The sequence below is a fragment of the Shewanella sp. 10N.286.52.C2 genome, from assembly GCF_002874545.1.
Classification (GTDB): Bacteria; Pseudomonadota; Gammaproteobacteria; order Enterobacterales; family Shewanellaceae; genus Shewanella.
The window spans coordinates 98,201-123,048 of record NZ_MCTV01000010.1 but is presented as its reverse complement, the minus strand read 5'-3'; the positions used below and the strand labels follow the sequence as shown (position 1 = coordinate 123,048).

General features: G+C 41.3%; 21 protein-coding genes. 15 read left to right on the top strand and 6 right to left on the bottom strand.

Features of this window, described 5'->3' with window-relative positions:
• Window positions 1-628 precede the first annotated feature (628 nt).
• Window positions 629-1,903 carry a CinA family nicotinamide mononucleotide deamidase-related protein gene (locus tag BCU94_RS05255; protein ID WP_102440351.1) on the top strand — a complete coding sequence of 425 codons (1,275 nt, stop codon included), beginning with the start codon at window positions 629-631 and terminating at the stop codon, window positions 1,901-1,903.
• A 77-nt stretch (window positions 1,904-1,980) separates the two neighbouring features.
• Here the strand turns inward: BCU94_RS05255 and BCU94_RS05250 are convergent, their stop codons facing one another.
• The 3 genes from BCU94_RS05250 to argE all read right to left on the bottom strand — a co-directional run bounded on the left by BCU94_RS05250 (window position 1,981) and on the right by argE (window position 6,442).
• Entirely contained in the window at window positions 1,981-2,517 is a 537-nt protein-coding gene (locus BCU94_RS05250; RefSeq protein WP_102440350.1) for a DUF1439 domain-containing protein, read from the bottom strand.
• On the bottom strand, window positions 2,517-5,165 hold the full coding sequence (gene ppc, locus BCU94_RS05245) for a phosphoenolpyruvate carboxylase (protein WP_102475814.1): 2,649 nt from the start codon (window positions 5,163-5,165) through the stop codon (window positions 2,517-2,519). The genes BCU94_RS05250 and ppc overlap by 1 nt, the downstream gene beginning before the upstream one ends.
• Before the next feature lie 125 nt (window positions 5,166-5,290).
• Window positions 5,291-6,442 carry an acetylornithine deacetylase gene (argE, locus tag BCU94_RS05240; protein WP_102440348.1) on the bottom strand — a complete coding sequence of 384 codons (1,152 nt, stop codon included), beginning with the start codon at window positions 6,440-6,442 and terminating at the stop codon, window positions 5,291-5,293.
• A 261-nt stretch (window positions 6,443-6,703) separates the two neighbouring features.
• Here argE and argC point away from each other — a divergent pair, with 261 nt between their 5' ends.
• The 5 genes from argC to argH all read left to right on the top strand — a co-directional run bounded on the left by argC (window position 6,704) and on the right by argH (window position 12,131).
• Window positions 6,704-7,684, top strand: a complete 981-nt coding sequence (gene argC / locus BCU94_RS05235) for an N-acetyl-gamma-glutamyl-phosphate reductase (RefSeq protein WP_102475813.1) — start codon at window positions 6,704-6,706, stop codon at window positions 7,682-7,684.
• Window positions 7,685-7,698: 14 nt separating this feature from the next.
• Entirely contained in the window at window positions 7,699-8,481 is a 783-nt protein-coding gene (argB, locus tag BCU94_RS05230; protein ID WP_102440346.1) for an acetylglutamate kinase, read from the top strand.
• A gap of 11 nt (window positions 8,482-8,492) precedes the next feature.
• Window positions 8,493-9,398, top strand: coding sequence for an ornithine carbamoyltransferase (locus tag BCU94_RS05225; protein ID WP_102475812.1), 906 nt, complete (start codon window positions 8,493-8,495; stop codon window positions 9,396-9,398).
• Between the two features lie 66 nt (window positions 9,399-9,464).
• Window positions 9,465-10,685, top strand: coding sequence for an argininosuccinate synthase (locus BCU94_RS05220; protein ID WP_102440345.1), 1,221 nt, complete (start codon window positions 9,465-9,467; stop codon window positions 10,683-10,685).
• Between the two features lie 75 nt (window positions 10,686-10,760).
• Window positions 10,761-12,131: an argininosuccinate lyase gene (gene argH / locus BCU94_RS05215; RefSeq protein WP_102440344.1), complete on the top strand. Its 1,371-nt coding sequence runs from the start codon at window positions 10,761-10,763 to the stop codon at window positions 12,129-12,131.
• A gap of 135 nt (window positions 12,132-12,266) precedes the next feature.
• On the opposite strand, the gene BCU94_RS05210 is transcribed toward argH, so the two are convergent.
• A complete protein-coding gene (locus tag BCU94_RS05210; protein ID WP_198590854.1) occupies window positions 12,267-14,888 on the bottom strand; it encodes a PBP1A family penicillin-binding protein in 2,622 nt (873 codons plus the stop codon).
• A gap of 188 nt (window positions 14,889-15,076) precedes the next feature.
• Between BCU94_RS05210 and BCU94_RS05205 the strand changes: the two genes are divergently transcribed.
• The 9 genes from BCU94_RS05205 to BCU94_RS05165 all read left to right on the top strand — a co-directional run bounded on the left by BCU94_RS05205 (window position 15,077) and on the right by BCU94_RS05165 (window position 24,257).
• On the top strand, window positions 15,077-16,156 hold the full coding sequence (locus tag BCU94_RS05205; RefSeq protein WP_102440342.1) for a pilus assembly protein PilM: 1,080 nt from the start codon (window positions 15,077-15,079) through the stop codon (window positions 16,154-16,156).
• Window positions 16,144-16,722 (top strand): PilN domain-containing protein, encoded by a 579-nt coding sequence (locus BCU94_RS05200; RefSeq protein ID WP_102440341.1) that lies wholly within the window; start codon window positions 16,144-16,146, stop codon window positions 16,720-16,722. Before BCU94_RS05205 ends, BCU94_RS05200 begins: the two co-directional genes overlap by 13 nt.
• Entirely contained in the window at window positions 16,719-17,333 is a 615-nt protein-coding gene (locus tag BCU94_RS05195; RefSeq protein WP_076541990.1) for a type 4a pilus biogenesis protein PilO, read from the top strand. Before BCU94_RS05200 ends, BCU94_RS05195 begins: the two co-directional genes overlap by 4 nt.
• Window positions 17,333-17,848 carry a pilus assembly protein PilP gene (locus tag BCU94_RS05190; RefSeq protein ID WP_102440340.1) on the top strand — a complete coding sequence of 172 codons (516 nt, stop codon included), beginning with the start codon at window positions 17,333-17,335 and terminating at the stop codon, window positions 17,846-17,848. The genes BCU94_RS05195 and BCU94_RS05190 overlap by 1 nt, the downstream gene beginning before the upstream one ends.
• A 19-nt stretch (window positions 17,849-17,867) precedes the next feature.
• Entirely contained in the window at window positions 17,868-19,916 is a 2,049-nt protein-coding gene (locus BCU94_RS05185; protein WP_102440339.1) for a type IV pilus secretin PilQ family protein, read from the top strand.
• Window positions 19,917-20,212: 296 nt separating this feature from the next.
• Window positions 20,213-20,728, top strand: coding sequence for a shikimate kinase AroK (gene aroK / locus BCU94_RS05180; protein ID WP_076541984.1), 516 nt, complete (start codon window positions 20,213-20,215; stop codon window positions 20,726-20,728).
• A gap of 8 nt (window positions 20,729-20,736) precedes the next feature.
• Window positions 20,737-21,813, top strand: a complete 1,077-nt coding sequence (aroB, locus tag BCU94_RS05175) for a 3-dehydroquinate synthase (RefSeq protein WP_102440338.1) — start codon at window positions 20,737-20,739, stop codon at window positions 21,811-21,813.
• 24 nt (window positions 21,814-21,837) lie between these two features.
• Entirely contained in the window at window positions 21,838-23,331 is a 1,494-nt protein-coding gene (locus BCU94_RS05170) for an ATP-binding protein (RefSeq protein ID WP_102475810.1), read from the top strand.
• A gap of 86 nt (window positions 23,332-23,417) precedes the next feature.
• The gene (locus tag BCU94_RS05165) at window positions 23,418-24,257 is read left to right on the top strand and encodes a Dam family site-specific DNA-(adenine-N6)-methyltransferase (RefSeq protein ID WP_102475816.1); all 840 of its coding nucleotides are present in this window, start codon (window positions 23,418-23,420) and stop codon (window positions 24,255-24,257) included.
• A gap of 39 nt (window positions 24,258-24,296) precedes the next feature.
• Here the strand turns inward: BCU94_RS05165 and BCU94_RS05160 are convergent, their stop codons facing one another.
• Both BCU94_RS05160 and BCU94_RS05155 read right to left on the bottom strand, forming a co-directional pair.
• Complete coding sequence (locus BCU94_RS05160; protein ID WP_076541979.1) at window positions 24,297-24,479, bottom strand: DUF2970 domain-containing protein; 183 nt, start codon at window positions 24,477-24,479, stop codon at window positions 24,297-24,299.
• Window positions 24,479-24,847, bottom strand: coding sequence for a hypothetical protein (locus tag BCU94_RS05155; RefSeq protein WP_102440336.1), 369 nt, complete (start codon window positions 24,845-24,847; stop codon window positions 24,479-24,481). Before BCU94_RS05155 ends, BCU94_RS05160 begins: the two co-directional genes overlap by 1 nt.
• Window position 24,848 lies beyond the last annotated feature (1 nt).

Sequence of the window (24,848 nt, the reverse complement as noted above, 5' to 3'; positions counted from 1 at the left end):
GGGCTTTTTTCGTATTGGGGCAAAAAGAATAAATCCTAATGCTGATAATTTGAGTTATTAGCTGCAACATATCAGCGTGAGCGGTGAGTGTGGACGAATGCCCATGTGAAAGTAGGGTGTAATGTCTGTGGTTATAAAGCAAAGCTTTATACAGACATGGAGCGCGGAGGATTTCTCCGCAGCTGAACATCGCCAAGCGCCTAATATCTCTCATCAGAGAGTCGATAAAGCCCTGACTTAACAGTTAGGGCTTTTTTCGTTTTTAGGATATAAATATCAACAAGTTCTGATAATTGAAGTATTTAACCATATTTTTCTGAATATAAATGTGGGCAATAAGCCAATGTAGAACCAGCTTTAAGTCAATGGCCTAATTTTTCTAAATAGAATAATTAGCCTATTACTTAAGAGTCAGGCTTTATTGTGTTTGTGATTATAGCGCTGCTTACAATTAATAATTCACTTAAGAACCTGTTGAGTGCACAAGTTGAACTTAAAACAACCTATTGCAGTATTAAATAGCAGTAACGTAATGCAGCTATCATGATGGTAAGCTATCTTGTAGGTTATTTTGCGGATTTAATCTTGCTTGTTGTTTCTTTTCAAGACAGGCTTTTTAGGGATAATGATGAAACTAGAGATGATTTGTACTGGCGAAGAAGTACTATCTGGCCAGATTATAGATACTAATGCTGCCTGGGTTGCTAATACCATGATGGAGTTAGGTATTGAAATGCAGCACCGTATTACAGTTGGTGATCGCTTAGATGATCTTGTTCAAGCATTTATTGATAGAAGCCATCATGCCGATGTGATTATTATTAACGGCGGTTTAGGGCCAACCAGTGATGATATGTCAGCAGAAGCGATGGCGTTAGCTAAGGGGGAGCCTTTAGTTGAGAATGTTGAATGGCGAGAGAAATTAATTGAATGGTTTTCGCGTAACAACCGTGTGATGGCCAAGAGTAACCTTAAACAGGCTTGGTTACCTGAGTCTGCAGTAATGATTGATAATCCTGTTGGAACAGCATGTGGTTTTAGAGTTAAGTTAAATAAAGCATGGTTATTTTTTACTCCCGGTGTTCCTTTTGAATTAAAGCACATGATCACCGAGCAGTTTATTCCTTTTATTAAGGCTGAATTTAAAGCTAGTGAAAACACTGCGCTAAAAAAACTGCTTACCATAGGTCATGGGGAGTCTTCTTTAGCTGATAGCCTAGCGGATTTAACTTTGCCTGATGGTGTCACCTTAGGTTACCGCTCTTCTATGCCACATATTGAGATTAAAATATTTGCTCGTGGCGATGAAGCAATTAGACAACTCTCAAGCGTGACCCAAGAAGTCAAAGCGATTCTCGGTACTGCAGTGGTCGCTGATGATAAGCCCACACTTGCTGCAGAAATTCATCAACGTTTATATCAATCTGGTTTTAGTTTAAGTGTTGCAGAGTCTTGTACTGGCGGTTTAGTAACGAGCCAGTTAATTGATTTTGCAGGCAGCTCATCTTATTTACATCATGGCTTAGTGACCTATAGCAATGAATCGAAAGTCAAAGTACTGGGGGTTAATCCACAGGTTTTGGATGATCACGGCGCGGTTTCTATTCAAACTGTTGAGGCTATGGCTAAAGGCGCTAGAGAGATTTTAGATAGTGATTACGCCTTATCTACTAGTGGCATAGCTGGACCTGATGGAGGTTCAGAGGAAAAACCTGTTGGGACAGTGGCCATTGCGCTGGCGACTAAAAATGCGGTATATAGTCAGATGATTAAAGTTTCCAGCCGCTCACGAAGTTTGGTGCGCAGTTTAAGCGCTGCAGTTGCCTATGACATGTTACGCAGAGCATTATTAGATGAAGCGATTATTGTTGATTACCCATCAATAAAACGTTTTGATAAGTAATTAAGCTTATTGTCTTTATATAAAAAAAGTAGCAATATTTATTGCTACTTTTTTTGTTTCAGTTGCATAATTAAGGTTTAAAACTTAATGACAATCTTGCCTTTTTGCACTTCAATCTCTTTGGTGATTGAGGCCATTAGTGCTTGATTAGCATCATTTTCATCCAGCACGTAGACAGGTTGCGATGCTAGAAAAGTACTAAGAAACATCATTAGCTGTGGTGTGATTGATGAAAGCATTTTTTCAATATCTGCGGGGGTTGATTTAACCTCAACCAAATCTAACTTCTTTAAATAGATGCTTTTGGTTTCAACGTCATACCAAGGCTCAGCCTCAAATGTTGTCACAAGATCCGCTTCTATAGATTTAAAAGGGTTTTTAACGGCCATTCTTGTTTGGGCTGTGACCGCAATAGTATTGGGCTTGTGGCCCAATTCTACTTCCATATCATTGAGTTTAAGTTGAAGCCCAAAAACTTGGTTACCTTGGGAGACTTCATAATGCATCTCGTTATTTAGGTAATCTTCAACTTCAGACTCACTAATGCTGTACTGAGTGGCGCAACCAGTCAGTAATAGCATTAGTAAACCTAAACCACATTTAAGTATGCGCATTAGCCAGTGTTTCTCATTCCTGCTGCGACGCCAGCAATGGTTAACATCAGTGCAAGTTCTACTTGTTTAGATGCTTGATCTTCATTACGGGTACGAGCGAGCAATTCAGCTTGTAAAAAGTTGAGTGGGTCAATATACGGGTTACGTAACTTAACAGACTCGCGGTTCCAAGGTGTATGCGCCATTAACTCTTCTGATTGGGTTAATGACAATACCTCATCAATACCTAATTGTAGGCTGGCGCGCAGCTTTATGCCCAAATGTTTTAATTCATCAGGAACAAGGCAGCTATCGTAATAACTAGCAAGGTTTGGCTCCGCTTTCATGTATACCATTTCAAGCATTGAAACACGGGTCTCAAAGAATGGCCATTGTTGCTCCATTTCTATGAGTAAATCAGCTTCACCTCGTTGTGACGCGGCTTGTAGTGCTTCGCCTGCACCTAACCATGCTGGTAGCATTAGGCGGTTTTGAGACCATGCAAATATCCATGGGATTGCGCGTAAACTCTCAATGCCGCCATCGACACGACGTTTTGCTGGGCGACTCCCTAATGGCAGTTTACCTAGTTCAACTTCAGGTGTCGCTGCGCGAAAGTAAGCCACAAAATCAGGCTCTTCACGGACGATGCCGCGATAGGCTTTAACTGAATCATCTGCTAAGCGCTGCATACAGTCACGCCATTGCTGTTTAGGCTCAGGTGGCGGCAGTAAGGTTGCCTCCATAACTGCTGAAGTATATAAAGCCAAGCTTTGAACGGCCACTTTAGGTAGGCCAAATTTAAAGCGGATCATCTCCCCTTGTTCGGTGACACGGATTCGACCATCAACAGAACCCGGTGGTTGCGATAAAATTGCTTTATGAGCTGGTCCGCCGCCTCGGCCAATGGAGCCACCACGACCATGGAACAGCATCAGTTTTACATCTGCTTTCTTACATACTGCTACTAATTGCTCTTGGGCATGATATTGCGCCCATGCAGCAGCAATCACGCCGGCATCTTTGGCTGAATCTGAATAGCCGATCATCACCTCTTGCATGCCTTTGGTGTAACCGCGATACCAGTCAATATTAAGCAGTTGAGTCATGCAATCAGCTGCTGTGGTTAAATCACTTAATGTTTCAAACAATGGCACTACGCGCATTGGATGCTGGCAGCCACTTTCTTTAAGTAATAACAGCACCGCTAATACATCTGATGGCTTACTTGCCATTGAAATAACATATGAACCCAGTGCTGTCGCAGGCTGGCTTGCAACCAGTTTACAGGTGTTAAGCACTTCTTGTACGTCAGCCGTTGGTTGCCACGTGCTTGGAATAAGCGGTCTGCGACCTGTTAGCTCACGTAATAAAAACGCCTGCTTTTCGTTTTCATCCCAGTGATCATAGTCACCTAGGCCTAAGTAGCGTGTTAGCTCGGCAATGACGTCGCTGTGACGTTCAGCATCTTGGCGGATATCCAACCTGAGCATATGGATACCGAAACAGGCCATACGGCGAAGAATATCTAACAATAATCCGTTGGCAATAAGCCGCATACCTGATGAGGTTAAACTACGGTATAGCAGCTCTAGTGGTAGCTTTAAGTCTTCAAGTTCCCAAATAGTTTCATCAGGTTTCATATCGACTTGATGACCTTCAAGGCGGATATTTAAGTAGTCGATGGTATTACGTAATTTGTTACGTAGATCACGCAGCACATCACGGTAGGGCTCTTTACTGTTATTGGTTAATGCCATCAGTTCTTCACTGGCATCTTCCATGGATAATTCATTAATCAGCTTAACGATATCTTTGAGGTATAAGCGTGCGGCAGCATGGCGGTTTCGTAGTAATACTTCTTGTGTGACGACTGAGGTAACAAATGGATTACCGTCTCTATCTCCGCCCATCCAGCTAGAAAAACGTACTGGGCATATGTCTGTGGAAATTTGTTTGCCCGTTTTAGCTTGTACATGATCATTGAGCTGGCGTAAGAAGTCGGGTACAGCTTGCCATAGTGATGTTTCAATTGTGCTAAGTCCCCAGCGAGCTTCATCAACAGGGGTTGGCCTGTCATGACGAATTTCATTGGTATGCCATATTTGTGCGATGAGCTGGCGTAAGCGTAAATGAGATTGGCCTATTTCTCGCTCAGTTAGTTGCTGATTTTCTTGCTCTGTCAGACAATCGACCACCGCGGAGTATTTTTGAATGAGGGTGCGACGTGAAATCTCGGTGGGATGTGCTGTGAGTACTAAATCGATATCGAGGTTTTCAAGACACTGGATAACCTCTTGCTCATTGGAGCTGCTGTTAAGCATTCGTCCAAGTAGCTGCTCTACTGGATCCGGTGTACATACAAGCTCATCACAATTACGGCTAATGGTATGGAATTGCTCCGCGATATTCGCCAAATTAAGGAATTGATTGAAGGCTTTGGCAAACGGGACTAATTCTTCATCAGGAAGCGAGTTGAGTAAAGTGAGCATCTGTTGGCGTGATTCTGCATTTCCTTGGCGGGATTCTTTAGCCAAAATGCGGATTTGCTCGACCTTTTCGAGAAAACCTTCACCAAGATGATCGCGCATAGTATCACCTAAAATTTGTCCTAAGTTGCTGACATTAGAACGCAAGGATGCATACATATCGGCGGTTTGATCTGCCATAATTACTCCATAAGTTACTTAATAAGCGGTGACAATTTTTCCATAAGCTTTAGCACAATAGCGAGCGACAACTGCTTGGTCAATGGCTGATGAGATAAATTCAAAAGCCATTAATCTGCTTGTTGTTATTTAATACAAGCTTGATAAATCAGTTTTTTAATGAGCTCAACCGTTGGGGTTAAATATTCAAGGCCAATATATTCATCGGGCTGATGGGCCTGATTGATACTCCCGGGGCCAAGTACTAATGTTTGACAGCCTAATTGATTTATATAAGGCGCTTCAGTGGCGTAATTGACCACTTCAGCTTGGCTATTAGCAAGCTCAGTAACCAGCTTGGTCCAATAACTATCAGCTTTTCCTGCAAATGACTCAGAGCCTGGGTATAAGGTGCGTACTTCAATACTGCCTGGATATTGCTTATTAATTTCAGCAAGGTAGTTAATGACCATTAACTCTAAATCAGCTAATTCAATACCGGGCAGTGGGCGAATATCAAGGTGTAAGTCGCAGCAGCCACAAATACGGTTGGCTGCATCGCCGCCGTGAATATGGCCAAAGTTCATGGTTGGGTAGGGCACGCTAAAGGCATCTTCTCGGTAGTTTTCACTTAAGTGTTGCTTGAGCTTTATTAACTGACCTGTGACTTGATGCATTATCTCGATGGCATTAAGCCCACGTGCAGGATCTGATGAATGACCACTGCGACCAATAACGCGAATACCTTGGGCTAAATGGCCTTTATGCATATACACCGGCTTTAAGCTGGTTGGCTCGCCGATAATGGCATAATCTGGTGCTATAGATGTTGATTCAGCAAAGGCTTTAGCGCCATTCATGGTGGTTTCTTCATCGGCACTGGCAAAAATATGTAATGGACGCTTTAACTCAGTTAATGGGATGTCTTTTAACGCTTCCATGATTAGGGCAAAAAAGCCTTTCATATCGCAGGTACCTAGGCCATACCAGCGATTGTCTTTCTCAGTTAATTCAAATGGACTTTGGCTCCAACGACCTTCATCAAAGGGAACGGTATCGGTGTGGCCAGCTAATAACAAGCCGCCTTTGCCAGAACCAATGGTGGCGACAAGGTTTTGTTTACCTCTGCTATCAGCGACAGTACTAATTGTGCAGTCAAACCCCATGTCGCTAAACCAAGACTGTAGCAGTGCAATAACTGCATGGTTACTCATATCTTGTTCTACTTCTAAGGCACTGATTGAAGGTAGTGCAATCAACTGTTTAAAAGCATCTTTTAATTCTGGTAGTGAGTTCATAAGGGCCTTTTATAAATATTTAATTAAATAATCATTCATAATTATTGCATAAGTAATGTTTTGTGTTAGTCTAGCAAACAGCTAAGGAATTCACCATAACTTGATAAATATTTAAGAACTATAGATATGTATGTAATTGCGATTCAATTTACTGTAACAGATCCCAAAGTAAACTATTCTCGACGATAGTTTTAATCTCGAGCACCCTGCTCATATTTCAAATAAAAATTAATAGTTTACTGACTTAAAGATGACAACATAATGAAAAAAATCGCAATAATTGGTGCTAGTGGTTATACCGGAGCACAAATCACCGCTCTTATTGATGCGCAAGCGTCACTATCGATCCAAGGCTTATATGTTTCTGAAAACAGTCTAGATAAAGGCCGGTTATTAGCAGATCTATACCCGAGTTATCAACACATTCAAATTCCTCTGTCACCGTTATCGGCTGAGGCTAAACAAGCCATCGTTGATCAAGCTGACGCTGTTGTATTAGCAACAGAGCATTCAGTTAGTTTGGAATTGGCCGCATTCTTTTATAACCAAGGTTTAGCTGTATTTGATTTAAGTGGCGCATATCGGTTTGCTGATACCGCTCAATATCCTAAATGGTATGGTTTTGAACATACTCAAGCAGCAGTGCTTGCTGATGCGGTTTACGGCCTAGCAGAATGGAACGCGCAAGCCATTGCTAATAGCAAAATGATTGCTGTGCCAGGTTGTTATCCAACTGCATCACTCACAGCGCTAAAACCATTAAAACCATTGTTAACTGATGCTTACCCTGTAATTAACGCAGTCAGTGGTGTGACCGGTGCAGGCAGAAAAGCCCAATTGCATACCAGTTTTTGTGAAGTCAGCTTAACGCCCTATGGTGTATTAGGGCATAGACATCAACCAGAAATCGCCACCCAGCTGGGTCAAGAAGTTATCTTTACCCCGCATTTAGGTAATTTTAAGCGTGGAATTTTAGCCACCATTACTGTGCAACTTAAAGCGGGTACTACAGAAGCTGACATTGCTAAAGCTTATGGCGTATATGATGACTCGCCACTGGTGAGCGTAAAGCATAACCAATTTCCTAAAGTCGATGATGTGGTGCTAACACCCAATTGTATCGTGGGCTGGAAGTTTGACCCGCAAAGCAATTACCTAGTGGTCGCTAGCGCCATTGATAATTTAATGAAAGGCGCTGCAAGCCAAGGTCTGCAGTGCATTAATATTCACTTCGGTCTATAACAGGAGCCTTGATTATGTCTAATACCAACCCTGTTATCGTACTTAAAGTGGGTGGCGCGCTGTTGCAATCAGAGCCTGGCATGGCAGAGTTGATGTCAGTAGTTGCTGAAATGATGCAGCAAGGGCAGAAAGTGATTTTTGTTCACGGCGGTGGTTGCTTGGTCGATGAACAGCTTGAAGCTAATGGCAAGCAAACGATTAAGCTTGAGGGCCTGCGTGTTACCCCTGCTGATCAGATCCCGATTGTTGTTGGCGCTTTGGCAGGCACATCGAATAAAATTTTACAGGCCGCGGCAATTAAAGCTGGCATCGTCAGTGTGGGCATGAGCTTGGCTGATGGCAATATCGTCAATGCCAAAATTAAACATGAAAAGTTAGGTTTGGTGGGGGAAGTATCACCGAATGATCCGAGTTATTTAACTTATTTATTGTCGCAAAACTGGTTACCTATTTGCAGTTCAATCGCGATTTCACCAGCGGGCGATATGCTGAATGTCAATGCCGATCAAGCCGCTACCGCATTAGCTAAACTCGTTGCCGGTCAGCTGGTGTTATTGTCAGACGTACCCGGTGTACTTGATGCTAAAGGTGAGTTAATTGCCCAATTAGATCAACAACAAATTAGCTCGCTTGTGGAGCAAGGTGTGATTGAAAAAGGCATGAAAGTAAAAGTTGAAGCGGCATTAGAGGTCGCTCAATGGATGGGCAAAGCCGTACAGGTCGCCTCATGGAAACAACCCCAACAATTAATAGCATTAACTAACGGACAATCCGTTGGCACTCAAATTCAGCCTTAGGAGCAAAGCTAATGGAACACTTATTATCACTTAAAGACTTGTCGCAAACCCAGCTATTAGACTTACTGGCTTTGGCGAAAAAAATTAAAGCAAACCCAGCTGATTATAATCAAGCGCTGGCAGGCAAAAGTGTGGTGATGTTATTTGAAAAGCCATCACTGCGTACTCGAGTAAGTTTTGATATCGGTATTAACAAGCTAGGTGGTCATTCAGTTTATCTTGATCAACAAAATGGTGCATTAGGCAAACGTGAGCCAGTATCTGATTTTGCGACTAACATTTCGTGCTGGGCAGATGCGATTGTAGCAAGAACTTTTTCGCATACAACTATTGCAGGTCTTGCTGAACATGCGTCAGTTCCGGTGATTAATGCGCTATGTAATTTGTACCACCCTTGCCAAGGCTTAGCAGACTTTTTGACCTTATCAGAGAAGTTTAATGATGTAAGTAAAGTGAAATTAGCTTACCTAGGTGATGGTAACAATGTGACACACTCTTTGATGTATGGCGCTGCTATCTTAGGTGCGACCATGACTGTAGTTTGCCCGCCAGGCCACTTCCCTGACGGCAATATTGTCTGTGAAGTACAAGCTTTGGCTGCCAAGCATGGTGGCAAGCTTATCTTGACCTCGGATGTGAGTGAAATGGGCCCGCAAGATGCCATATACACAGATACGTGGATCTCAATGGGCGACAATACTTCAATGGCAGAAATTGAAGCGAAATTTAAGCCTTATCAAGTTAATAGTGAATTAATGAATAAGGTAGGTGCCAATTACTTTATGCATTGCTTGCCAGCTTACCGTGAAGTGGAAGCAACAGCAGAAGTAGTGGATGGTGAAGGTTCACTTATCCTCCAGCAAGCAGAAAACAGAATGCATGCACAAAACGCCGTATTGGTTACTTTGTTAGGTTAATAAATCATATTTTCATCAGCTGGCGTTAGCGAGCTTTTATAAAACAAATTTACGTTAGGAATTACCATGTCAATTGCAGCACAACCAAATATTAAAAAAGTCGTATTAGCTTACTCGGGTGGATTAGACACCTCAGCGATTATCCCATGGCTAAAAGAAACCTATGATAATTGTGAAATTGTCGCCTTTTGTGCTGATGTTGGTCAAGGTGCAGAAGAACTTGAAGGTTTATATGAAAAAGCCATCGCATCAGGTGCTTCAGAGTGTTATATCGTCGATTTAAAAGAAGAGCTGGTGGCTGATTATATTTATCCGACTATTGCCACAGGTGCTATCTATGAAGGTACGTACTTACTGGGTACCTCAATGGCGCGTCCAATTATTGCTAAGGCGCAAGTAGAAGTCGCCCGTAAAGTTGGCGCTGATGCGGTATGTCATGGTTGTACCGGTAAAGGTAATGACCAAGTACGTTTCGAGGGTTGTTTTGCCGCACTTGCACCAGAGTTAACCGTTATTGCGCCTTGGCGTGAATGGTCAATGGTCAGCCGTGAAGATTTGCTTGATTACCTTGCTGAAAGAAACATCGAAACTACAGCATCAGCGACTAAGATTTATAGCCGTGATGCCAACGCATGGCATATCTCTCACGAAGGCGGTGAGTTAGAAGATCCGTGGAATGAGCCAAGCAAAGAAGTATGGACCATGACAGTGGCACCAGAAGATGCCCCAAATACCCCTGAGTATGTTGGGCTAACCATCGCCAATGGTCGTGTTACTCATGTTGATGATGTTGCGCTATCTCCATATGACGCACTAATGAAGCTAAATGAATTAGCTGCAGCACACGGTGTTGGTCGTATCGACATTACCGAAAACCGTTTAGTGGGCATGAAGTCTCGTGGCTGTTATGAAACCCCTGGTGGAACAGTGATGTTTGCAGGCCTACGCGCAATCGAAGAGCTAGTGCTCGATAAAACAAGCCGTGAGTGGCGTGAGCAAGTCGGCGCACAAATGGCTCATCTTGTATATGATGGACGTTGGTTTACGCCATTGTGTAATTCATTGATTGCCGCGTCAGAATCTTTAGCTGAATTAGTTAACGGCGAAGTGGTCGTCAAACTTTATAAAGGCCAAGCAAGTGTGGTGAAAAAGCGCTCTCCAAACAGCTTATATTCAGAAGAGTTCGCGACCTTTGGTGACGACAATGTTTATGACCAAAAAGATGCAGCAGGCTTTATCCGCCTTTACTCTTTATCAAGCCGTATTAGAGCATTAAATACCAAGTAATTTCCTGTTATTTAAGATTGATACGGGGCTCATATAGCCCCGTTTTTATAGAATAAGTTAAAAGAGGGTATCGACATGGCGTTATGGGGCGGAAGATTCAGTCAAGAAAGCAGTGCATTATTTAAATTATTTAATGACTCATTACCAGTAGATTATCGTTTAATTGAAGAAGATATTATTGGCTCAATTGCATGGGCTTCAGCAATCACTTCAGTGGGCATTTTAACCCAAGCAGAATGTGAGCAATTGCATGGTGCGCTAAATGAGCTACTTAGCGAAGTTGCTGACAAACCAGAATTGATTATTGCTTCTGGCGCAGAAGATATTCACAGTTTTGTGGAGCAGTCTTTAATTGCCAAAGTAGGCGACCTAGGTAAAAAGCTGCATACAGGGCGTTCGCGTAATGACCAAGTAGCCACAGATTTAAAACTATGGTGTAAAAAAGAAGGTCAGCACTCACTTACATTACTGAAAAAGCTCTCTGCTGAACTTGTTAAGCTTGCTGAGCGTGAAATTGATGCTGTGATGCCTGGCTATACCCATCTGCAAAGAGCTCAGCCAGTCTTATTTGGCCATTGGTGTTTAGCTTACGTAGAAATGTTTGAACGTGACATTAGCCGTTTAGAAGATGCACTAAAGCGTGCTGATACTTGTCCATTAGGCACTGGCGCCCTTGCGGGAACAGCTTATCCAATGGACAGGCATCAAATTGCACAATCATTAGGCTTTGCTGCGCCAACCTTAAATAGCTTAGATTCAGTGTCAGATCGTGATCATGTTGTTGAGTTATGTAGCGACGCTTCAATAAGCATGATGCATTTAAGCCGTATGGCTGAAGATTTAATTTTCTTTAACAGTGGTGAAGCAGGTTTTATTGAGCTTGATGACGAAGTGACATCTGGTTCATCTTTAATGCCACAAAAGAAAAACCCTGACGCCTTAGAGTTAATTCGAGGCAAAACGGGCCGTGTCTATGGCAGCTTAATGGGTATTCTTACTACCATGAAAGCATTGCCACTGGCTTATAACAAAGATATGCAAGAAGACAAAGAAGGCTTATTTGATGTCATGGATAGCTGGTCTATTTGTCTTGAAATGGCAGCATTAGTATTAAGTGGCTTGCAAGTTAACCGTGAAAGAACTTTAGTCGCAGCTCAGCAAGGTTATGCTAATTCTACCGAGCTTGCAGATTATCTGGTCGCTAAAGGTATGCCATTTAGAGAAGCGCACCATGTTGTTGGTGAGGTGGTCGTGGCTGCCATTGCCAAACAAACTCCATTAGAAGATTTTGTTATTTCAGAGCTACAGCAATTTAGTCCAATTATCAGTGATGATGTTTATGAGTGCTTAACGATTGAGTCATGCTTAGCAAAACGTGAAGCTTTAGGCGGTACCTCGTTAGCGCAAGTAAAATATGCATTAGCGCAGAAACAAGCTAATAGCTAAACAATATGTAAGCCTTATTAGTTTATATTTGTTTCTTTTAGGCTTAAATGAAAAGTCCGCAGTGATTAATCATTGCGGACTTTTTAATGCATTAACACCAGACTAATTTTTAAAAATAACTGCTGGTGGATTTATTTACTGAAATAAATCATCTGCCGGATTCTCTATAAACAGATCATCTTCGATAACTTCTTCTGTGGCATATTCAGTCGGCTCAGTGCCTTCGATAAAATATTCAAATGAAGTGGTGTAATCTGTTTTACGGGTTAATTTGCCACTAGCTAAGTCAATACGCGCCGAAATAATCCCTTTAGGTGGAATGCTCGCAACTTCTTCGGTACCCGTGAGCGCTTGGTTCATAAAATCATTCCAACCAGGCCCTGCTGTTTTTGCCCCAGCTTCAGCCCCTGATATTTGATTTTCAGGACCATCGGCAACCCAGCTGGTTCTGCCTAGTTTACGGCTGTGATCGTCAAAACCAACCCAGAATGTCGAGGTGAGAGTGGGGTTAAAGCCACTAAACCAAGTATCGCGGGATTCATTGGTGGTACCGGTTTTACCTGCAATGTCACGACGCTTTATCAAGCGTGATGCTCGCCAAGCGGTACCATTCCAGCCTGTGCCTTTACTCCAATTGCCGCCACCCCAGATTACACTTTTGAGGGCTTCAGTAATTAAGAAGGCGGTTTGCTCAGAAATGATCCTAGGAGCGTAGCGCGCGTTTTCATCTCCACAAGCAGCAATACCAGTATCACTAATATTAGAACTAGTCTCAGCACTAGCAAGTGTATTGTCTAAGCTGTTTTCAGTTTCAACTGGCGCTTGCTGTGAGCTAACAAACTCATTAGCCATTGCTGCAAAAGGGTCATCAATGCTGTTGGTTGTCTTATTAGTCGCATCATCAATCTCATTGACATCTGGGGTGCAGGCCAGTGCAGGCGACGCTTTTTCAATGACATTGTCATATGAGTCAGTAACCTTACTAATATAATAAGGTTCAACTAAATAGCCGCCATTAGTAAAGACATTAAAGGCGGTGGCGACTTGCAGTGGTGTTACTGAAGGGGACCCTAAAGCGACAGATTCATTTCGTGGTAAATCAGCAGGGTCAAATCCAAAGTCAACTAAGGTATCTATGGTGTTATCTAAGCCAATATGACGCATGGTACGAACGGACATTACGTTGATAGACTGAGCTAAGCCAATGCGTAAACGTGTTGGACCGCCATAAATGTCAGGTGAATTTTTTGGTCGCCATGCCGTACCTTGACGAGTATCGGGCTTATTAATCGGCGCATTATTGATTAATGTTGCAAGGGTGTAGTCTTTTTCAAGCGCGGCAGCATAAATAAACGGTTTGATATTAGAGCCTAATTGACGCTTGGCCTGGGTAACACGGTTATACTGGCTTTGACTAAAGCTAAAACCGCCCACCAAAGTGCGAATAGCGCCATCGCTTGGTTCTAATGAAACCGTTGCACTTGAAACCTGTGGAATTTGAGATAATTGCCAAAACTCGCCATTATCTCTAATCCATACCTTTTCACCGACAGTTAAAATATCCGCTGCTGTTTTAGGTGGCTTACCTTGACGGCGATCGTTAATAAATTTGCGAGCCCATTTCAGGCCATTCCACTGGATGACAACTTCTTCACCTTTAGTATTCAGTAAAGTTGCTTGTTGCTCACTAACCGACATGACAGCTGCTGGAATAATTCCTTGTACTGCAGAGGTCGTTTTAAGGTTTTCTATAATGTCGCTGGTGGCCAGAGGTGTATCTGTCCACAAGGTGCTAATTGCTCCACGGTAGCCATGACGCTGATCATAAGCAAACACATTATCGCGTAGGGCGCTTTGAGCTTTTAATTGCAGATCTGAAGAAATGGTAGTGTAAACGTTATAACCATTAGTATAGGCGTCTTCTTCACCATACTTATTTACCATATAATCACGTGCCATTTCAGAAACGTAAGGTGCATATAGATCTATTTCTGCGCCATGATATTTCGCGGTTATAGGGGCATTTATGGCTTCTTGGTATTGTGTCTCGGTGATATTGCGTTTTTCCAACATGCGGCCTAAAACCCAGTTACGGCGTGTCATGGCACGATTCGGATTACGAATTGGATTAGCTGCAGAAGGCGCTTGGGGTAAGCCGGCAATCATGGCCATTTCTGGCAGAGAAAGTTGGGCTAAATCTTTGCCATAATACACTTGAGCTGCAGCGCCGACACCATAGGCACGGTTACCTAAAAATGAGCGGTTTAAATATAATGTGAGGATTTCTTCTTTAGATAATGCTTTTTCAATTTTTAGCGCAAGAAAAATTTCTTTCGTTTTACGAATATAGGTTTTTTCACGGGATAAGAAAAAGCCTCGAGCCACTTGCTGAGTAATGGTGCTGGCGCCTTGGCTTTTTTTGCCTGTAGTAACCAAAATAACGGCTGCGCGAATAATACCAATAGGATCGATACCCTGGTGTTCAAAGAAACGTGCATCCTCGGTATCTAATACCGCATTAATTAATTGCTGAGGCACATCTTCATATTCAACCGGTATTCGTCGTTTTTCACCAAATTGAGAAATTAATAAACCATCTTGACTATAAATTCTTAAAGGTGTCTGTAGTTTGACCGTTTTAAGCGAGTTTACATCCGGTAATTCTGGTAAAACGTAGAAATAAGCAGCGACAATGGTGCCGACGCCCAATAAAGTTAAGCTAAAAATAGCAATAAGTATTCGTTTAAACCACTTCACCAAAATAATCCAAAGTTCGACAATATGGCTTCTAGTATATAAGCGGGAGGGTTTTTGGTGAAGTAAAAACATGAAAACAAAAAAAAACTAGTTGTAAAATGTAGAAACATTTTATACAAATACTTATAACGAGTTGATTTTGTGCTAATCTATTTTAAAATATAAAATAATAAATGCGATGATGGAATATGCTTTCTAAATTTTGGAAGCGTCAAGCTCCGCAAATGGTGGGGATCGATATTGGATCCCATGAAATAAAGGCCATATTGCTGGGTAAGACTGCTGATGGATATAAAATTCAAAATTATATATCAGCTCCTTTACGAAAAGGAGCTGTAGTTGATCATGAAATTCGTGATTCTGAAGCTGTTATTGAATCATTAAGGCACATAAAGCGTGGACTACCGAAAGGTATTAAATCTGCCGCAGTGTCTGTTTCTGGTTCTGCTGTGATGACAAAAGTGATTTACATGGACGCTTCATTAAATGAAGAAGAAATGGAAGCGCAAATTGAAATTGAAGCAGATAATCTTATCCCTTATTCACTTGATGAAGTGAGTATCGACTTTGAAACTCTTAATCCCAACACTACCGACCCAACAAAGGTAGATGTGTTATTAAGTGCTTGCCGTACTGACAACATTGATTCAAGAATGGATTCACTTGATGCAATTGAGCTTGATACCAAAGTGGTTGACGTTGAAGCTTATGCTTTAGGGCGTTCAGCAGAACTTATTCTGGCTCAACTTCCTGAAGGGGCCAATGAAAAATCCGTTGTGCTAGTGGATGTTGGCGCCAATATGACGACATTTGCGGTTGTAGAAAATGGCGAAACGACATTTATTCGTGAGCAAGCATTTGGCGGTGAGTTATTTACCCAATCAATTCTATCGTTTTACGGTATGTCTTACGATGAAGCTGAAAATGCTAAAGTCACAGGTGATTTACCACGCAATTATATGTTTGAGGTGTTATCTCCATTTCAAACCCAATTATTACAACAAATAAAACGTACCTTACAAATTTACTGCACTGCCAACGGCAAAGATAAAGTTGACTATATTGTCTTAAGTGGTGGCACTGCAAAACTTGAAGGTATGACAACGTTATTGGCTAATGACTTAGGGGTGCATTCAATTGTTGCTAACCCTTTTCAAGGTTGTTTACATGCTGATGATGATATTAAAAACCAAATAGAACCTAGTATCAGTAAATATATGGTTGCATGTGGTTTAGCGCTTAGGAGTTACGCTCAATGGCGAACATAAACTTACTACCTTGGCGTGAAGAGGCCAGAGAAAAACACAAACGAGACTTTATTGGCATATTAGCGTTAGTGTTTTTAATGACCTGTTTAATTGTATTTCTGGCATTGAGTTTTATTGAAGTCGTTATCGACGATCAACGTGCTAGAAATTCATACTTACAGTCTGAAATATCATTATTAGACTCGCAAATTGCCGAAATTAGAAAAATTAAAGCGCGTAAAGATGATATTGAACGTCGCACTAAAATTATTCTAGACCTGCAGCAATCTCGTAATTTGCCAACACATGTATTAGATGAACTAGTTAGAATTGTGCCGCCAGGAATTTATCTTTCCAGTATTGAAAAGAAAGGTAGCTTGTTGTGGATTGAAGGTCGCAGTGAATCTAATAATAACGTCGCGAATATGATGAGAAAAGTTAAAACATCTCAATACCTCAATGATCCAAGCATGCAGTCAATTGTTAGTCATAATGAAAACTTACGACAATTGCAAAAGTTTAGATTAAGAGTGACTATTTTTGATGACCAAATCAGTACTGGCTCAAGCCAAGGAGGTCAGCAATGAATCTTGACTTAGAGCAGTTTAATGATATTGATTTTGAAAATATTGGCGCTTGGCCTGCATTAGTTAAAATTGTATTTGCTGCTTTTTTATCTATCTGTGTACTTGGCGCCAGTTATTATTTATTTATTTCCGATGCGATAGATGTCCTTAATGCTGAAGAAAGAAAAGAAATAACCCTAAAAGAAGACTTTCAAACTAAATATCGTTTGGCGGCAAACTTAAAACTGTATCGTGAGCAACTTGTGGTAATGGAAGCTCAGTTTGCAGAACTTTTAAAAATGTTACCATCTGAAAATGAAATGCCAGGTTTACTGGATGACACCACATTCGTAGCAACAGATGCTGGACTGCGAATTAATAGCTTAGATTGGGATACTGAAATTGAGCGTGATTTCTACTTAGAATTCCCGATAAAAATGTCAGTTGTAGGTGATTATCATAAATTAGGCAGCATGGTAAGCGGTGTCGCAAAATTGCCGCGGATTGTCAGCTTGCATGACTTTGTCATTAAGCGTGATGATTCAGGTAGTCTATCGATGGATATTTTAGCTAAAACCTATCGATTTAAAGAAGGTGCGAAAGTACCTGCGAATAAGAAGGGGAAGAAATAATGAAACTCTTACCCTTATTACTCATCATGCTATTGCTAACAGGTTGTATTGGTGACAGAAGTGATTTGGAGTTGTTTGTAACAACGACTAAATCCCAGCATGTTGCTCGCATTCCTCCGTTAAAAGAAACACCTAAGTTTGAGCATTTTGCCTATCAAGCAGAGCTTATGCGAAGTCCTTTTGTTCCACCTTCTCGAGAGCTCACAGAGGAAGTGATTGACACAAGTAGAGATTGTTTACAGCCAGATTTGAAACGTCGTAAAGGGCGCTTAGAAACGTATGCTATAGATAATTTAAAAATGCGCGGTACGTTAAGTGAAGATGGCACAGTTTGGGCCTTAGTTGAATCATCAGATACCAATGTTTATCGCTTAGGTGTCGGTGAGTATCTTGGACTTTACCATGGCAAAATAGCTGAAGTCACACCGCAATACATTGAAATTATAGAATTAATTCCTGATGGTTCAGGTTGCTGGGCTGAAAGAGCAAGCAACTTAGAACTTTCTGGCAAATAATGCGAAGGATGAGGGAATAATGAAATCTTCTGCCTCGATGCAAAAATCGACCACAAAAATATCACTGTTCAGAACCGTACTTGGTGCTGTGTTGTTGCTTGGTGCATTACCAAGCGCGTTAGCTGCGAATAAATTAGTGGATGTAAAGTATCATTCTATTGTTGATCACCAATTAGAATTAGAATTGGTGTTCGAATCTGACATTGTTCAGCCTGAAGTTGATTTGAAGGCGTCACCTGCTCAAATTCTATTAAGTTTTGACGATAGTATTTCAAGCCTCGATAAAGACGATATTACTATCGATAGAGTTGGGGTTGAGAGTTTAAAAACCTCTCAACAAAATGGCGCACTGAACATCGTTGTAGATTTAGCTGAGGTAAAACCTTATCAAGGCAAAGTGGTAGGTAATACTTACCGTTTAACGGTTAACGATACTGTATCTGGGCCTGATAGCGCTGATAACCCATTTGTAAATGGCATTGATACTATTGATTTTCGCCGCAATAAAAATGGTGGTGGCGATTTATTAATTCATTTAGATAATCGCTCTGTTGCTGCCAACGTAGCTCAGGTTGGCTCTAAATTAGAAGTGAAATTGTATAACACAGATATTAAAAGCGAGCTTTTATATGTGATGGATGTACAAGACTTTAATACACCAGTTACGAGCTTTGAGACCTTTAAAGAAGACTTAACTGCACGTTTGATGGTCGATGTTGATGGCAACTATGATTACACATACAAGCAAGACGGTAATGTGTTCAAAGTGAGTATTAATAAAGTAGAACGTGCCATCGTTGCTAAGGATGACAAAAAATATAATGGCCGTTCTTTGTCGCTTAACTTCCAGAATATTTCTGTAAGAACAGTACTGCAAATTATTGCTGATTATAATGATTTCAATTTGGTCACCAGTGATACCGTAGAAGGCAATATCACTCTACGTTTAGATGATGTGCCTTGGGATCAAGCGCTAGATTTAATTCTCCAAACCAAAGGGTTGGATAAGCGTATTGAAGGCAATATCTTAATGGTTGCCCCAAGTGAAGAGCTGGCTATTCGAGAAAGGCAAGATTTGGCTAACAAGCAAGAAGTCAAAGAGTTAGCGCCGCTTTATTCTGAATATATTCAGGTAAACTATGCAAAAGCGGTCGATATTGCCGAGTTGATGAAAAGTGCTGATTCAAGCTTATTGTCAAATCGCGGTAGCGTTGCGGTTGATGAACGTACCAATACTTTATTAGTCAAAGATACCGCAGATACTTTAGAAACTATTCATCGTTTAGTTGAAGTACTGGATATCCCGATTAAGCAGGTATTAATTGAAGCCAGAATGGTGACGGTTAAGGATAACGTCTCTGAAGATTTAGGCATTCGTTGGGGAATTACTGATCAACAAGGTGAAAGAGGTACCTCTGGGTCACTAGAAGGCGCTAATGATATTGTTGCTGGGGTTATTCCTGCACTAAGCGATCGCTTGAATGTGAACTTGCCCTCTTCGGCCTCTAATGCTGCCAGTATTGCATTTAGTGTGGCGAAAATGGCTGATGGAACCGTACTTGATTTAGAGCTAAGCGCGTTAGAGCAAGAAAATAAAGGCGAAATTATTGCGAGTCCACGTATTACCACTTCAAACCAAAAAGCGGCCTATATCGAACAAGGTGTAGAGATCCCTTATGTGGAGTCTGCCTCAAGTGGTGCCACAACTGTGTCATTTAAAAAAGCAGTGTTGTCATTACGAGTAACCCCGCAAATTACCCCAGATGACCGTGTCATTCTTGATTTAGAAATTACTCAAGATACCCGTGGTGAAGTTGTTTCAACTGGTACGGGTGAAGCGGTTTCTATTGATACTCAGCGAATTGGTACTCAGGTGCTTGTTGATAATGGTGAAACCATTGTATTAGGCGGTATTTACCAGCAGAACTTAATCAGTCGAGTTAGTAAGGTGCCAGTATTAGGTGACATTCCTCTGGTTGGTTTCTTATTCAGAAACACATCAGATACAAATGAACGTCAAGAGTTATTGATATTCGTGACACCGAAAATCGTGACTGAAAAGCTGTAACAGCAAAAAATAATCATGCCAGCTTAATTGCTGGCATTTTTTTGCCTTAAAATAATTAATTGCTTGATTATATTAAGGTCATTAAACATACCGTCATTTTTTAAACTCGCTGAATCTAGGGTTAAATTATTTATTTTTAATAAACTCACTATAAATCGCTCACATCACTTGCAACAACTGGTGCATAACTGAGATAATCCTCCGTCAAGTCTCATTAGAGCAAGGTTAAATAATAGGTCGGCTTGAGTTTAAGTCGATAAGGCATACTTTTCATATAAGATTCAGACGTATATACAATGGCTGAAAAACGCAATATTTTTCTGGTAGGCCCTATGGGCGCAGGTAAAAGCACAATTGGTCGTCACTTAGCCCAACTGCTGCATTTAGATTTCCACGACTCAGATCACGAGATTGAGCAACGCACAGGTGCAGATATTGCATGGGTGTTTGACGTTGAAGGCGAAGAAGGTTTTCGTCGACGTGAAGCTCAAGTCATCGCCGACCTTTCGGAAAAGCAGGGCATTGTCCTAGCTACTGGCGGCGGATCTGTACAAAGCAAAGACATTCGTAATCATCTGTCGGCTCGCGGTATCGTTGTATACCTTGAGACAACAATTGATAAGCAAGTGGCTCGTACTCAACGTGATAAACGTCGACCTTTACTTCAGGTAGATGATCCACGTGAAGTGCTTGAAGATCTTGCTGACGTTCGTAATCCTTTGTATGAAGAGATTGCAGACGTAATAGTTAAGACTGATGAACAAAGCGCGAAGATTGTCGCAAATCAAATTATTGAGCAACTCGGTTTTTAGGTAGGTTTATGCAACAAGTTCAGGTTGAATTAGGTGTAAGAAGTTATCCCATTTATATTGGCCAGAATTTATTGCAACAAAACGCTTATCTCACCGATTACCTTTCCGGTAAAAAAGCACTTATTGTCACTAACGACACCATTGCTCCGCTGTACTTGAAACAAGCGCAGCAAGCTATGGCATCTTGTAGTGATATAGGTGTGGTTGTATTGCCGGATGGTGAACAATATAAAGATTTAACTCACTTAAATTTAATTTTTTCTGCACTGTTAGAAAATAATTATGCCCGTGATTGTGTAATCGTAGCACTAGGTGGCGGTGTCGTTGGTGACATGGCCGGCTTTGCTGCATCTTGCTATCAGCGGGGAGTTGAGTTTATTCAAATTCCAACCACCTTATTATCTCAAGTGGACTCTTCTGTTGGTGGTAAAACCGCAGTAAATCATCCGCTTGGTAAAAATATGATTGGGGCTTTTTATCAGCCACAACTGGTATTAATTGACACCGATTGTTTATCGACATTACCTGCAAAAGAGTTTGCTGCAGGAATGGCAGAAGTCATTAAATATGGCGTTATCTGGGATAGCGATTTTTTTAGCTGGTTAGAGCAAAATGTTGCTCCATTAAAAGCATTAAATACCGAAGCATTAAGCTACGCGATTGCTAAATGCTGCCAGATAAAAGCTGATGTCGTTACCCAAGATGAAACAGAGCGTGGTGTACGGGCACTGCTAAATTTAGGCCATACATTTGGTCATGCTATCGAAGCTGAAATGGGCTACGGTGTATGGTTACATGGTGAAGCTGTTGCTACCGGAACCATTATGGCGGCGGTAACATCGCAAAAGTTAGGTCTAATCGAGCAAAAAGATGTCGATAGAATTATTCGTTTGATGTTGGCGTTTGATTTACCGATAAGCTCTCCTGATTCAATGAACTTTGCTGACTTTATTAAGCATATGCAGCGAGATAAAAAAGTTCTCGCGGGTCAAATTCGATTGGTTTTACCCACCTCAATAGGCTCTGCTGATGTATTCTCTGATGTTGAAGAGTCTTTATTAGCTGACGTCATTAGCCAAGTTTAAGCTTTTTTGTCTAATGGTGGAGCTGTGGACATTCAACAAACGCTTTTATTACCTTCCCAAGAAGCTTTAGTTCAGCGGCTACAACATATTGCCAGCTATAGTGAGCAGCTAGTATTAGTCTGCGGCGCTAAAGGTTCAGGTAAAACCACCTTAGTTACAGCATTGGCGAGCGAGCTTGATAACTATAACTCTGCGTTGGTTATCTGCCCAATGCACGCTGATAGTGCTGAAATTCGGCGTAAAATACTGATCCAACTGATTTCATCACCAATTTTTGATGATACCTTACCGCTATCAGATACCTTAATTCGCATCCAATCTAGCTTAACAAAACCGCTGCATATCATTATTGATGATGCACATTTGCTGCCTAAAGAATTATGGGCAGAATGTATAGTGCTGACTCAAATCCGTTGTGCGGATAAACCGGTATCACTGACTTTTACGGTCACCACTGAATCATTTGCAGAGTTTAATGAATTAACTAAAACCATGAAGGATTTATTGCTTCATGTCGAGGTAGAGCCATTATCCTTAGCTGAACGTGAAGGCCTATATCGCACTTTATTAGTTAGAAGCAATAAAACGCCATTTATACCTCGCGAAATCATTCAATCACAAATTGAAAAACAAATGGGTACTCCTACCGAAGTGATTGAGTTACTTAAGCTTGCGCTTGAGGATAAGGTTGAAGAGCCAAAACGCTGGCCAAAATATTTTCCCTTAGGGGTGATCAGCTTGCTGCTGTGCTTAACCTTAGCGATTGTCGGTTTTTTTTATAATGAACCCGCAGCAGAATCTATTGAAGCAAACCAAGTTAACTTTAGGGCTTACCAAGCGCCAGAATCTCCAGCGCAATGGGCAAACCATCATTATGGCCAAAGCTTATTATTGCCTTGGCTTCAATTACATTTGCCATCTCAGCAATCTTTAATAGCGGCTAATGAGCCAAGCGATCTTGTTTTACAGCTGTTTACTGAGCAGCAAATATTAACCAGCACTACAAAAAGTGGCGCAGTTGAAATCGAAGCAGCAAACACTCAACAGGATTACCAGAGCGTTCATACTGTGGCTGTTGAATTAGTGGCTGGTGAATTAATAGCAGCTGAGTTAGTGGTAAATGAAGATATTGATACCGCTGAAGTTGATGAGACATTGGTCATTATTGAAACCGATAAGCTACAGCTTACTGACAACAGTGCAGCGCTGAGCAATACTGACGATATTGCCACAGCCAATGAAGCGTTAGCCGAGCTGCAATATCGAGCGGGTTACACATTACAACTGGCGAGCGTTATCGAACCCAAATCACTTAACAGTATCTTGTTAAAATTAGATAATGAAACCGCTGTAATTCGTGCTAATTATAATAAACGTCATGTTGTCTTATTTGGGCAGTTTAATAACGCCAGCCAAGCACAAGATAAAGCGCTTAAATTACAAACCGAACTCGGTTTAAGTGCCCCTTGGGTTCGAAAATTCAGCGATCTTCAAGGTTATCAACTTAGTTCAAATTAATTAGTTAAAGCCCTTAAATCAGCAATGATTATTCTCAATAAAAAGAGTACAATCATCTGCTTTAATTTTGCTAGTAAATGGTATTCATGACTAAAAAGCATAGAGCCTTTCTTAAATGGGCGGGTGGAAAATTTAAACTCGTTGATGAGCTAGCAAAACATTTACCTCAAGGTGAAAGGCTAGTTGAGCCTTTTGTCGGTGCAGGATCAGTGTTTCTCAATACTGACTACGACTCATATCTGCTATGCGATATTAATCATGATCTAATTAACCTCTATAATATTGTTAAAAGTCAGCCTGAGAAATACATTGCAGCAGCAAAGGCCATGTTTGTTCCAGAGATGAACGTAAAAGAGCAGTATTACCGAGTGCGTGAAGAGTTTAACCAAACTCAAGATCCGTTTTTACGCTCCGTTTATTTCTTATATATGAATCGTCATGGTTTTAATGGTTTATGCCGTTATAACCGTAAAGGCGGCTTTAATGTCCCGTTTGGTTCTTACAAAAAACCTTATTTTCCTGAAAAAGAACTGCGTTATTTTTCTGAAAAAGCTCAAAAAGCGATTTTTGAGTGTGTGGGTTACGAGCAAGCATTTGATATGTCAAAAGCAGGTGATGTCATTTATTGTGATCCTCCTTATGCTCCGCTATCAACTACAGCAAGTTTTACGACCTATGCCGGCCCAGGTTTTAGTCTTGACGACCAAGCGCTATTAGCGAGAAAGTCTCGCCACACTGCACTTGAGCGTGATATCCCGGTACTGATCAGTAATCATGATATTCCACTGACTCGAGAGCTATATCGCGGCGCAAAAATGGCCTCGATAGACGTACAGCGCAATATTAGTCAAAAGGGTAATTCACGTAAGAAAGTAGCTGAAGTGATGGCGTTATATGATCATCATTATCAAGAAGTTATTGATTAAATCTTGAGTTAAGCAAAGGCTTAGCTGATAAATAGTGGCTTAGCTCAGTACCTGCTTAACAATCAATATTAGCGATAAAACCATCAGCACTGCCAGTGCAATGCCCATAAAGATGAAGGGTAAGGGTGATCGACTTTGCTTAAAATCACGTTGGCGATTATCTTCCGTTTGCACCCCAAAAAATGCGGCGATAGTACTGGTAAATACCTGCCAAATAGACATTAAAGTGCGTTAGGGTTATTCGTTGGCATATCACTTATTGGTCTATTGTGGTCATTACTATGCAGTAACTCCAATAAATCTAAAAAGTGAAACTGACTTGAGCGGCTATTGCCTGTTACCCAACTTCCCCAACTGACATTATCTGAATCAACTGCACAGCGGTTAGTCGGATGGCTACTGGGTAAACTCGCGTTATAGGCAACATTGTCAGAGCAATCACATTGCTGAGCTTGCAAGGCGGGCTCGCTTTCTGACATGAAAAAGTAGGCAACAAGCATTAATGCGCTAGTCGAAAATAAGCTAACAGCAGGTTTTAATGTTACTTTACCTGTTTGCTTAGTACTCATTTTTAGCTGACGGCACATCATA